The sequence below is a fragment of the Candidatus Acetatifactor stercoripullorum genome, assembly GCF_944382095.1.
In the GTDB taxonomy this organism is placed as follows: Bacteria; Bacillota; Clostridia; order Lachnospirales; family Lachnospiraceae; genus Acetatifactor; species Acetatifactor stercoripullorum.
Genome location: NZ_CALWMU010000064.1, coordinates 1 through 10667 on the forward strand (window position 1 = coordinate 1; position 10667 = coordinate 10667).

11 protein-coding genes and 2 pseudogenes are annotated in these 10667 nt (G+C 48.6%); 10 read left to right on the forward strand and 3 right to left on the reverse strand.

All coding sequences use genetic code 11. From position 1 onward, the window contains the following. Positions 1-287: 287 nt before the first annotated feature. The 8 genes and pseudogenes from argF to lysS all read left to right on the forward strand — a co-directional run. Entirely contained in the window at positions 288-1271 is a 984-nt protein-coding gene (gene argF, locus SHK35_RS13525) for an ornithine carbamoyltransferase (protein ID WP_318710178.1), read from the forward strand. Then, on the forward strand, positions 1268-2275 hold the full coding sequence (locus SHK35_RS13530; RefSeq protein WP_318710179.1) for a biotin--[acetyl-CoA-carboxylase] ligase: 1008 nt from the start codon (positions 1268-1270) through the stop codon (positions 2273-2275). Before argF ends, SHK35_RS13530 begins: the two co-directional genes overlap by 4 nt. Positions 2276-2290: 15 nt before the next feature. Beyond that, positions 2291-2650, forward strand: a complete 360-nt coding sequence (locus SHK35_RS13535) for a DUF6145 family protein (RefSeq protein ID WP_318703781.1) — start codon at positions 2291-2293, stop codon at positions 2648-2650. Positions 2651-2654: 4 nt separating this feature from the next. Next, positions 2655-3431, forward strand: coding sequence for a type III pantothenate kinase (locus tag SHK35_RS13540; RefSeq protein WP_318703783.1), 777 nt, complete (start codon positions 2655-2657; stop codon positions 3429-3431). Continuing rightward, the gene (dusB, locus tag SHK35_RS13545; protein WP_318710181.1) at positions 3428-4399 is read left to right on the forward strand and encodes a tRNA dihydrouridine synthase DusB; all 972 of its coding nucleotides are present in this window, start codon (positions 3428-3430) and stop codon (positions 4397-4399) included. The genes SHK35_RS13540 and dusB overlap by 4 nt, the downstream gene beginning before the upstream one ends. A 10-nt stretch (positions 4400-4409) precedes the next feature. Then, the gene (locus tag SHK35_RS13550) at positions 4410-5378 is read left to right on the forward strand and encodes a hypothetical protein (RefSeq protein WP_318710182.1); all 969 of its coding nucleotides are present in this window, start codon (positions 4410-4412) and stop codon (positions 5376-5378) included. A gap of 88 nt (positions 5379-5466) precedes the next feature. Beyond that, on the forward strand, positions 5467-5949 hold the full coding sequence (gene greA / locus SHK35_RS13555; RefSeq protein ID WP_318703790.1) for a transcription elongation factor GreA: 483 nt from the start codon (positions 5467-5469) through the stop codon (positions 5947-5949). Positions 5950-5980: 31 nt separating this feature from the next. After that, positions 5981-7468: pseudogene (gene lysS, locus SHK35_RS13560) on the forward strand (lysine--tRNA ligase); the annotation flags it as partial. A 526-nt stretch (positions 7469-7994) separates the two neighbouring features. Here the strand turns inward: lysS and SHK35_RS14300 are convergent. Together SHK35_RS14300 and SHK35_RS13570 are read right to left on the reverse strand one after the other, a co-directional pair. Next, positions 7995-8129, reverse strand: coding sequence for a hypothetical protein (locus SHK35_RS14300; protein WP_330638265.1), 135 nt, complete (start codon positions 8127-8129; stop codon positions 7995-7997). Between the two features lie 327 nt (positions 8130-8456). Next, positions 8457-8891 (reverse strand): DUF4143 domain-containing protein, encoded by a 435-nt coding sequence (locus SHK35_RS13570; protein WP_318710184.1) that lies wholly within the window; start codon positions 8889-8891, stop codon positions 8457-8459. Here SHK35_RS13570 and SHK35_RS14235 point away from each other — a divergent pair. Together SHK35_RS14235 and SHK35_RS14305 are read left to right on the forward strand one after the other, a co-directional pair. Beyond that, the gene (locus SHK35_RS14235; protein WP_334303692.1) at positions 8859-9080 is read left to right on the forward strand and encodes a PIN domain-containing protein; all 222 of its coding nucleotides are present in this window, start codon (positions 8859-8861) and stop codon (positions 9078-9080) included. The two genes, SHK35_RS13570 and SHK35_RS14235, sit on opposite strands and share 33 nt — an antisense overlap. A gap of 152 nt (positions 9081-9232) precedes the next feature. Continuing rightward, positions 9233-9569, forward strand: a pseudogene (locus SHK35_RS14305) (Fic family protein); the annotation flags it as partial. A 117-nt stretch (positions 9570-9686) separates the two neighbouring features. Here the strand turns inward: SHK35_RS14305 and SHK35_RS13580 are convergent. Next, positions 9687-10526, reverse strand: coding sequence for a LysR family transcriptional regulator (locus tag SHK35_RS13580; protein ID WP_318710185.1), 840 nt, complete (start codon positions 10524-10526; stop codon positions 9687-9689). Positions 10527-10667: the final 141 nt, after the last annotated feature.

The window sequence follows — 10667 nt, forward strand, 5'->3', positions numbered from 1 at the left end:
AGCATATATGCTGGCTTGCAGTATATCTATATAAAATTGACCCCGAAAAAATCTAGTGCTAAATCCTAAAGACGGGCAAGCCTTGCATCTGCATGGAAGGAGACCGCAAACCAAATTCAGCCTTAAAAACGTATAAAACGTGCGCCGCAGGCGCACTGAGAAACCGCGTTTGGCTTTCCGGTAATTGGGAAGGCCTGCGCGGTTTTTCCTTGAAAAGAAGCCATTGTGAAAAAAAACATCCTGTGATAGAATAAAAAAACGAATAACAATTAAGGGAGGCATGCTTTATGAATTTAAAGGGGCGCGATTTTTTGAAACTGCTTGACTTTACGCCGGAGGAAATCAACTATCTTCTGGACCTGGCTTCTGAGCTTAAGGAAAAGAAGAAACAGGGAATCCCGGTGGATACCCTGAAAGGAAAAAATGTGGCGTTGATTTTTGAAAAAACAAGCACGCGCACCCGGTGTGCCTTCGAGGTGGCAGCTCATGATCTGGGAATAGGAACCACGTATCTGGACCCTTCAGGCTCACAGATTGGCAAAAAGGAAAGCATTGCGGATACGGCCCGGGTGCTGGCGGGCATGTACGAGGGAATTGAATACCGCGGATTTGAGCAGGAAATTGTAGAGGAACTGGCCAGGTATTCCAAGGTGCCTGTGTGGAATGGGCTTACCAATGAATTTCATCCCACCCAAATGCTGGCGGATCTTTTGACCATACGGGAGCATTTCGGACACCTGAAGGGAATCCGGCTTACCTATATGGGGGATGCCCGCTACAATATGGGAAATTCCCTTATGGTGGCCTGTGCAAAAATGGGAATGCACTTTACGGCCTGCACCACGGCAAAGTATTTTCCGGCCAAAGAACTTGCGTCCCAGTGTGAGGCTATAGCAAAGGAGACGGGAGGCAGCATCCGCTTTACAGAGGATGTCAAACTGGGAACGAAGGATGTGGATGTGATTTATACAGATGTATGGGTTTCCATGGGTGAACCGGAGCAGGTCTGGGAAGAGAGAATCAGAGAGCTGTCCCCTTATCAGGTCAATAAAAGCGTGATGGAGAACGCCGGGGAAAACGCCGTATTTATGCACTGTCTGCCGGCCTTCCACGATCTAAAGACAAAAATCGGCGCTCAGATGGGAGAGCGCTTTGGCATTACTGAGATGGAGGTGACGGATGAGGTATTTGAATCCTTAAACTCCCTGGTGTTTGAGGAGGCCGAAAACCGTATGCACACCATCAAGGCTGTTATGGCGGCAACCCTATGAAGCAGGAAATTTTAGAGCTTCTGCGGGGCAGAGAGGATTTTGTTTCCGGACAGGAGCTGTGTGAGCGCTTTGGCGTGTCCAGGACGGCGGTCTGGAAGGCTGTGGAGCAGCTGAAAAAAGAGGGCTATCTCATTGAGGCTGTGAGAAACAGAGGATACCTTCTGCGGGATTCAGATGAGGTCTACAGCGGAAATGAAATTGCAGGAAGGCTTCGGACAAGGTGGGCGGGAAGGCCGGTTTACTTTTATGACAGTCTGGGCTCCACCAATCTGCAGGCTAAAATGGATGCGGAGAAAGGGGCCGGCCATGGCACCTTGATTGTGGCGGATATGCAGACGAAGGGACGGGGCAGACGGGGAAGGAACTGGAGCAGCCCGGCGGGAACCAATCTTTACTTTACGTTGATTTTGAAGCCGGATTTCTCTCCGGATACCGCTTCCATGCTGACCCTTGTGATGGCCTATGCCATTGCCAGGGGAATTGAGAAAACGGCATCCGGACAGGGAAAAGAGGAGCCGGATGGTCTGGAGATCGGCATCAAATGGCCCAACGATATTGTGGTGCATGGGAAAAAGGTTTGTGGGATTTTGACAGAGATGAGCGCCGAGCGGGATTATATTCATTATGTGGTCATCGGCTGCGGCGTTAATGTAAAAAAGCAGAACTTTGGGCCGGAGATTGCCTCTACGGCGGCAGCCTTGGAGGAAGAGCTGAAACAAAAAATATCCAGAAGCGGACTTTTGGCCAATGTGATGGAGGTATTCGAGCGGGAATATGAGGCCTTTGTGGAAACAGGGAGCTTGAAAGGACTTAAGGACAGGTACAATGCCCTTTTGGTGAACCGTGACAGGGAGGTCTGCGTATTGGACCCAAAGGGAGAATACCGGGGAGTGGCAAGAGGGATCAACGACGCGGGAGAGCTTCTGGTGGAGAGGTCTGAGGGCGGTTTGACTGCGGTTTACGCGGGAGAGGTGTCCGTCAGAGGCATTTATGGCTATGTATAGATTGCGGAGGCTGAAATGGACGATAAGAGAGTGGTGCTTTGCGGTGCCAACGCCTATGATATGAAATATTATTTTAATCCGGCTTTTAACGGCATTCCTGACTCTATTAAGGACGAGCTGCATATTATCTGTGTTTTGTTTACGGAGGAGGTAGGGGGGATTTTCACCATCGTATTTGAGGAGGATGGCTCGCTGTCTTTAGAGACGAATGCGGAGGAGGATGATATTTACTACGATGAAATTTCCAGCGGGCTGTTGGTTTCGGAAATCCGCAGAAAGCGCCAGGAGCTGCTGGAATCCTTAAGCCTGTATTACAGGGTTTTTATTTTGAAGGAAGATATTTCCCAGATTTTGAAAGAAGAGGAGCAGGGATAATTCTATGATTTTAGTGATTGATGTTGGAAATACGAATATGACGCTGGGAGTGTATGCCGGGGAGACGGCGGAGGCAACCTTCCGCATGATGACCAAGACGCCCAGAACCTCGGACGAGTACGGGGTGATCATTACACAGCTTTTGAAAAACCGGGATATTGACGCGTTAAAGCTGGAGGGCTCCATCATTGCAAGCGTTGTGCCGGATGTGATGCACTCCTTAACCAGCGCCTTGATCCGATATACGAAAACCAAGCCGCTGATTGTGGGACCCGGTGTAAAAACAGGCATAAAGGTTGTGACGGAGGACCCAAGAGCCATCGGCGCGGATCGTATGGTGGATGCAGTGGCAGCCTATGAGAAGTACGGCGGGCCGGTGCTTGTGCTGGATTTCGGGACGGCTACCACCTATGACCTGATCACGGAAAAGGGAGAATTTGCGGCGGGCATTACCGCGCCGGGTATCCGCATCAGCTCGGAGGCTTTGTGGAAGGAGACGGCAAAGCTGCCCAATATCGAGATCAAAAAGCCCAAATCTATTCTGGCCCAGGAAACCATAAGCAGTATGCAGGCGGGATTGATGTACGGACAGATCGGACAGACGGAGTACATCATCAAGAAGGTGAAGGAGGAGAGCGGCCTGGACAATCTGAAGGTGGTTGCCACCGGAGGGCTGGGCAGAATTATCTCCGATGAAACGGATGCCATTGACATCTATGACAGCGCCTTAACCCTGGATGGCCTGCGGATCATTTACGAGAAGAACAGGACAAAGAGATGAGCGCGCTTAGGATAGGCGGCGTGACATTAAAAAATAATGTGTTACTGGCTCCCATGGCAGGTGTTTCAGACCTGCCATTTCGCTTGCTGTGCCATGAGCTGGGAGCGGGGCTTGTGTGCATGGAGATGGTCAGCGCCAAGGCAATTTTTTATGGCAATAAGAATACAGAGCGGCTGCTTGACATTCATCCAAAGGAGAGGCCTGTTTCCCTACAGCTGTTTGGGTCCGACCCGGTGATTGTAAGCGAAATGGCAAAAAAAATTGAGGAGAGGCCTTTTTCCATTCTGGACTTTAACATGGGCTGTCCTGTACCGAAGGTGGTGAATAACGGGGAGGGCTCCGCTCTTTTAAAAAACCCTAAGCTGGCGGCGCAGATATTGGAGGGACTGGTTAAGGCGGTGCAAAAGCCCGTGACGGTAAAGATCAGAATGGGCTTTGACAAGGAGCATATCAACGCGGTGGAGATGGCAAAAATCGCAGAGGCCTGCGGCGTGGCTGCCATAGCGGTGCATGCAAGGACAAGAGAGCAGTATTACAGCGGCAGGGCCCACTGGGAGATCATTCGTGCGGTGAAGGAGGCGGTGAGCATTCCGGTGATTGGAAACGGAGATGTGGACTCTCCGGCTGCGGCAGAGCAGATGCTCTCAGAAACCGGCTGCGACGGTATTATGATCGGCAGAGGCGCCCAGGGAAATCCCTGGATTTTCCGGGAGATATCACAATATCTGGAGACGGGAGCCATACCCCCAAGGCCTGACAACGCAGAAAAGCGGGAACTTATCCTTCGCCATGCCAGGCTGCAGCTGGAATGCAAGGGGGAATACACCGGTGTCAGGGAGATGCGAAAGCATTTGTCCTGGTATACTGCGGGAATGCCCCATTCTGCCAGATTCCGCCAGATGATCAATACGCTGGAAAGCATGGATGCGCTGATTCGGGGCGTGGAAGAGATCTTTCCGGACGCTTAAAGAGATTGCTTTGGAAAGGCAGCCTGTCTTTTGCATACAAAAGTTTTTTGCGGCATATATTTATGCCATGGACAGGATCATTTATTTTTATACTGCCAGAGGACAAAGCTATGCAGAGGAAGGACAATTTCTTACAAAGCCCTGTCAGGTGTACCGCCTGCAGCAAAAGGATTATCTGCTGATCCGCGCAGGACTTGACAGAGGGCTGGTGAAGCGCTGGGAGGCGGAGGAGACCCTTTTGAGGCAGAGGGAAGAGGCTTTTATAGAAAGACCCTGGTATCAGCGGCTTTTTCAAATGCCTGGAGAGAAAAAAAGAAGGAAGGCAATCGAAAAAAGGTGGCGTTACTGGGAAGCACAGCTTGCACTGGTGCTGGAAATGTTTGGCTCAGAGGGAGAGGAGCTTTCCTTGGAAGACTGCTGTTTTTCCTGCGAGGAAGCACTGGAGCATCTGTTAAAGCCCAGGCAGAGCCAGGCTTCTGTTCCCGGGGAAATCTGGAGCAGGCTTTGGAGGGTGCCGGTATTTGACAGCTTTCGGGAATCCCAGTGGGTGGAGCATATGATGCAGTATGCAGGGAATCCTCATTTTTTAATTTTGGGATATGACTCCGTGCTGCCCTTGCTGATTAGGCGCTATGCCTGTAAAATGAAAAGCTTAAAATGGATTTTGCCGAAAGAGTGTTACCGGGAACCGCTTCAGGACTTTTTGGAGGACATTTATGAGGAATACGGACTGGCGGCAGCAGTGCAGGTTTTGGAACCGGGGCAGACCTTAAAACGGGCCGGGGTGGCATGCAGGGAACCCTCCTCTATTTTGGATTTTTCCGGGGAGGTGCAGATTCCCACGGGACAGATCGCAAAGGGGAGCATCTGGCTGGACATGGACGCCCAGGAGGAAAAGTGCAGACGCATGGAAAGCCGGAATCTGGGAATCCGGTATGTTTCCCTGAAAAAGGAATGGAAACATCCTGTATTGCCTTGACACTGTGGATAAAAATGGGTATAATACGGAAGTTAATTGGGAGTTTACTATTTTACGTGATAGAATCAAAATTAGGAAGGTGTTTGTCATGCAGGAGAAGAAGAATATTTTGACCTACGAGGGCCTCAGAAAATACGAGGATGAGCTACATGATCTGAAGGTGGTAAGACGCCAGGAGGTGGCTCAGAAAATCAAGGAAGCTAGAGAACAGGGGGATTTGTCCGAGAATGCGGAGTATGACGCGGCAAAGGACGAGCAAAGAGACATTGAGGCGCGGATTGAGGAGCTGGAAAAGATTTTGAAAAATGCCGAGGTGGTTTTGGAGGACGAGGTAGACCTGGATAAGATCAATATCGGCTGTAAGGTGAGGCTGCTTGACCTGGAATACAGCGAGGAGCTGGAATACAAGATTGTAGGCTCCACGGAGGCGAACAGCCTGAAGGGAAAAATATCCAATGAAAGCCCGGTCGGAAAAGCGTTGATTGGACGCAAGACCGGAGATACCGTGGAGGTGGAGACACAGGCGGGGGTATTTTCCTATAAAATTCTGGAAATCCAGAGAGGAAACTGATACCGCCGAGAACAGATAAGGAGAGAAAATCGTGGCAGAAGCACAAAATCCAAGAGGGCAGGAGCAGGATATTAACCAGCTGCTTAAGGTAAGAAGAGAGAAGCTGGCGGCACTTCAGGCAGCCGGCAAGGATCCGTTTCAGATTACCAAATATGATGTGACCCATCACAGCACAGATATCAAGGAAAACTTTGAGGAACTGGAGGGAAAAACAGTCCGCATTGCGGGCCGTGTTATGTCCAAGCGTGTTATGGGCAAAGCCTCTTTTTGCAATATTCAGGACTTGCCGGGGAATATTCAGTCCTATGTGGCCCGCGACAGTATTGGAGAGGAGTCCTATGCGGACTTTAAGAAATATGATGTGGGAGATATTGTAGGTATTGAAGGGGAAGTGTTCAAGACAAAGACGGGAGAGATTTCCGTTCATGCCGCGCAGGTGACGCTGCTTTCCAAGAGCCTGCAGGTGCTTCCTGAGAAATTTCATGGTCTTACTAATACGGATATCCGTTACCGCCAGAGGTACACGGATTTGATTATGAACAGCGAGGTAAAGGATACCTTTGTAAAGCGCTCTAAGATTATCAGCGCCATCCGCCGTTATCTGGAGAATCAGGGATTCCTTGAGGTGGAGACTCCCATGCTGGTGTCCAATGCGGGGGGCGCGGCCGCAAGACCCTTTGAAACTCATTACAATGCCCTGGATGAGGATGTGAAGCTTCGTATTTCTCTGGAGCTGTATTTGAAGCGGCTGATTGTGGGCGGAATGGAGCGTGTTTTTGAGATCGGGCGCGTGTTCCGCAATGAGGGACTTGACACCAGGCATAACCCGGAGTTTACCCTGATGGAGCTCTATCAGGCATACACGGATTATCACGGCATGATGGATTTGACGGAAAATATGTTCCGCTATGTGGCACAGGAGGTGTGCGGCACCACCCTGATTCCCTATGGGGAAGAAATGATCGATCTTGGAAAGCCCTTTGAGCGCATTACCATGGTGGAAGCGGTGAAAAAATATGCCGGGGTGGATTTTGACCAGATTCCCGATACGGAGGCGGCAAAGAAGATCGCAGATGAGAAGGGCGTTCATTATGAGGCGCGTCATGCAAAGGGTGATATTCTGAATCTGTTTTTTGAGGAATTTGCAGAGGGGCACTTGATTCAGCCCACCTTCGTGATGGATCATCCCGTGGAGGTTTCTCCCCTTACCAAGAGGAAGCCGGACAAGCCGGATTATGTGGAGCGTTTTGAGCTGTTTATCTACGGACGGGAGATGTGCAACGCCTACTCTGAGCTGAATGACCCCATCGATCAAAGAGAGCGCTTTCAGGCGCAGGAGGCTGCTTTGGCAGCCGGGGACGAGGAAGCAAACACCACGGACGAGGACTTTATGAATGCGCTGGAGATTGGTATGCCGCCTACGGGAGGCATCGGCTACGGCATTGACAGACTGGTGATGCTTTTGACAAATTCTCCGGCCATCAGGGATGTGCTGCTGTTTCCCACGATGAAGTCGTTGGAGAAATAAAGCCAGTAAAATCAAGGGTTTGGACGCGTGAAGGTTCAAAGTTACGACCGATTTACGACCAAAATTGAATAAAGAGGACGCGCTCAAACGACAAATGACAGTTTAAGATAAGCATTAAGAAAAGAGGGATATTCCGGCGGTTGGAATATCCCTTGCTTTCAGCTAAACATTAAGAAATTGTATTTTTTACTTTCTGTTGATTAGGTAAAGTGAGGGATTCAGCTATAATTCAATTGTTTTGGTTTGTATAATTGAGAAATATAATCCAACCTTCCACCTCCACCCATTCATTCAGCCAATCGAAATATAATTCTGTAACGGAATTTTTTGATTTGGCTGTAGGTTTAGGAATAGCCAGTATGTTATTAATATAATAAAAGTCAAAAGAAATGGAATCTTCTATGGATTTATCAAAACCTTTAAGCTGCCTGTTCCAGTGATTCATAGTATTGTTTGCGTTTGATCATGGGCGGCAATACCCCATTGTCCGAGCATATCCGGCGAGTGTTCCAATAGATCATGCAGTATCTCCAAGATCAGGGTTTTCAAGTTCTTTTATTGTTATTTGTTTTGTGTTATATCTGCCGTACAGTAATTCTTCCTTCATCCTCGCCTTGCCCACATCTTCGGTCTTCCTATCAATAAACTGCATTCTCAGATTTTTGTTGACTTCCCACGGCTCGCTGCGAAAAAAGCACCTGCTTCCGGCAGAAATTCACTTTCCTCTTTTAAGCGGGCAGTTTCTTTGGCCTGTTCTCTGTTCTACTGTCTGGGCTTCTGCACCTCCTCTATGAGGCTCATAGCCGTATCCGGCATCTAAGTGTCTGGCCCTAAATCCAGACTGGTGTTTTTTGCGCGTTTGTTCCACCCATACAGTGTATCTATGTTGGCTTCTGTATTCTGATTCTCGTAAATTAAGCGGTTCAACATAAGCATCCATAGAACGAACTGCATTATCTTTATCAAATGGTAAAAGAGCTTATATCAGCCAAGCCGGAACATACCAGTTTTTCTTATCAACAGGAATCAAATCAACCGACATACAAACAACAGCTCCTGTCCCTATTTTGACTTTCAAATGAGCGGCTCCGGAAAAGATATCCTCTTCGCTGGGGTCTTGCTCGATTGGAGCAAGGACAGAAAAATTTTTGACGGCATTTTTAGGTGCAGAGCTCTTCTTAATCTCGATGGGAGTTACCGTGCCATCCTGATATATGATGACATCGATCTCTTTCTTATTGCTGTCGCGGTAAAAGTATAATGGTGGTTTTTGACCCGCATTCAGGTAGCTTTTGTAGATTTCGGAGACAACCCATGTCTCAAAGAATTCTCCCCCCATAGCACCAGCTTCCAAAGTTTCGGCGCTGCTCCATTTGGTCAGATGCGCACAAAGGCCGGTATCCAGAAAATACATCCTGGGGGTGATAAGGCCCAAATATTAGAGGCGCTGGCAAATGAAAGATTTTCGGATTTTGAAGACTGCCTGCAAATGGAGTGTGCAATAGCTTTTCGGGCAGATTATATTGTGACGAGAAACTGCGATGACTTTAAGGGAAGCCGGATACCTTGTATAGAACCAGAGGAATTCTGTAAGCTGATTTGATTTGTACCAATTCCGTACCAATCGTGCGAAAATCTATGCAGATTTAAGCATAGAAGAACGATACAACGATAATATGGAAACACCAAAATATAATTCCTTGAGGAAAGAAACAGGACCGTCGGTATGCTGGCGGTCCTGTTTTGTTAATGGGTATGCGCACATTCAACTATTCTGCAATCAAGGAGCAAAAGTGGGACTCGGGGATTTTGAGCCTGATTGCGGCGATCTATAAAGAGGTAGGGAAACAGGAGTTATACCTGAAACAGCGCCCGGAGGAATTGGAGATGCTGGTGGAGATTGCTAAGGTGCAGAGCACTGAGGAACCGGGATGAGCAGGAAATCGCAGGTTACCGAGATGTGCTGAACCTCATCCATGAGAACTTCGATGCCATCCCCATTACGTAGAATTATATCCTGTAGCTTCACAAGATTTTATGCAGCCATAGGAACAATCCCATGGCTGGCAGAACCAAAAGCGTGCAGAACTATCGAAGGGGCGCTGCGGAAATTGGTGGCGTCTGGGGAGCTGAAGCGGGAGGGTGCCGGGAAGAAAATTTGCTATTACCGGTTGAAGTGAAAGCTTTGAAACAGTGGCCGGTATATCGTTTATACAGCCTCTTGTGTAAGAAACCTCATCAGAGCCTTTGATTTCATCAAACAGCAGCAATAATATGTCACATTTGCTTCTTCGTCTTTAATCGGAATGGTAACTCGATTGGGGGCCTCGCCTTCTCTTTGAATCACCAGATCACTGGTAAACGAGGGAAGGGCAGAGGCCTTCACCAGCTCATTGAAAGCCGCATCCTCCTGGACAATAAAATGAGTGTTCGGCATTTTTGCGTCTGTGACACGGTTCCAGAAACCAAGCTGGGCACGAAGAAGCATGGTTTCTCCATCAAGGTCCTTTAAAGATAATGCTTTGCTTCCGGAAAGAGGATGGGCCGGCGGCAAAGAGAAAAAAAGATGCTCCTCTTCATATTTCTGGCAGAAAATGCTTGGTGATTCAACCGGATAGGGCAGGACAATGGTATGATAAACTCCATCCTGAAGTCCCTGGAACAGCACCTGGCTGTCCCGTATCTCAGAAGAAATGGTCAGATCAGGATAAAGGCTGGACAGGGCTGGAATCATTTCCCACAGAGGAGCTGGTGCACAGGAGCCCACAAAAATGGTATGACGTTTCCTGTCGTAATCCCGAATGCCGCTTACCATAGAGTGTGCCTGCTCCATTACCCTTTTGGCGTAATCCACTGCAAGCCAGCCATTTTCATTCAGTTCAATCTTATTTTTGTGACGGATGAAAAGCGGCACTTGAATTTCATCTTCCAGCCGCTGCATGGAACGGCTGAGAGCGGATTGTGAGAGATGCAGCTGCTCTGCCGCACCAGATAATGTGCCGCAGTCCGCCACGATAAGCAGCTGCTCCAGCTGGTATAATTCAAACATTTCTCCACCTCCCCGTTTAGTCTATCATAGTTACATTTCTTCCGCAAGATTAGTATGCGTTAAAGCAGGGTTGTTTCATGAACTATTCATGAGCAGCACTACCTTTTATAATCTTATTATTACATCCCCATATCGTTTCTG

Bases quoted from the DNA above. Each gene is read 5' to 3' on its own strand.
- SHK35_RS13540 (WP_318703783.1), top strand. From the start codon at position 2,655: ATGATTTTAGTGATTGATGTTGGAAATACGAATATGACGCTGGGAGTG.
- dusB (WP_318710181.1), top strand. From the start codon at position 3,428: ATGAGCGCGCTTAGGATAGGCGGCGTGACATTAAAAAATAATGTGTTA.
- SHK35_RS13530 (WP_318710179.1), top strand. From the start codon at position 1,268: ATGAAGCAGGAAATTTTAGAGCTTCTGCGGGGCAGAGAGGATTTTGTT.
- SHK35_RS13580 (WP_318710185.1), bottom strand. From the start codon at position 10,526: ATGTTTGAATTATACCAGCTGGAGCAGCTGCTTATCGTGGCGGACTGC.
- argF (WP_318710178.1), top strand. From the start codon at position 288: ATGAATTTAAAGGGGCGCGATTTTTTGAAACTGCTTGACTTTACGCCG.
- SHK35_RS13570 (WP_318710184.1), bottom strand. From the start codon at position 8,891: ATGTATTTTCTGGATACCGGCCTTTGTGCGCATCTGACCAAATGGAGC.
- SHK35_RS13535 (WP_318703781.1), top strand. From the start codon at position 2,291: ATGGACGATAAGAGAGTGGTGCTTTGCGGTGCCAACGCCTATGATATG.
- SHK35_RS14235 (WP_334303692.1), top strand. From the start codon at position 8,859: ATGCGCACAAAGGCCGGTATCCAGAAAATACATCCTGGGGGTGATAAG.
- greA (WP_318703790.1), top strand. From the start codon at position 5,467: ATGCAGGAGAAGAAGAATATTTTGACCTACGAGGGCCTCAGAAAATAC.
- SHK35_RS14300 (WP_330638265.1), bottom strand. From the start codon at position 8,129: ATGCAGTTTATTGATAGGAAGACCGAAGATGTGGGCAAGGCGAGGATG.